Raw genomic sequence first — 266 nt, forward strand, 5'->3', positions numbered from 1 at the left:
AGCCACATCTGACGGTGTCTTTCCAAACTCAATGTTCCCGGCGACAGTGCGTTTTCCCGTTGGGTTCCGTAGCCGTAAGGCAGAAATTTGCGGTATGATTTTCCATCAATAGGATCATAAAATTCGTCTCCTTTAAAAAACTGATAGATAAGCGGCCTTGCCCAAATACTCATTTTGATAAGCATGGGACGCGGAATGGTATTTAATAAAAGTTTGGCTACTTTTTTCATTAAAAATCCAGTTGGAATGGCTTTTCTTCGTCACTT

General features: G+C 41.0%; 1 pseudogene. It reads right to left on the bottom strand.

The features are described from left to right. Nucleotides 1-230, bottom strand: a pseudogene (locus SCA31_RS23750) (SAM-dependent methyltransferase); the annotation flags it as partial. Nucleotides 231-266 lie beyond the last annotated feature (36 nt).

This window comes from Chryseobacterium sp. SIMBA_028, from assembly GCF_046535285.1.
GTDB lineage: Bacteria > Bacteroidota > Bacteroidia > Flavobacteriales > Weeksellaceae > Chryseobacterium.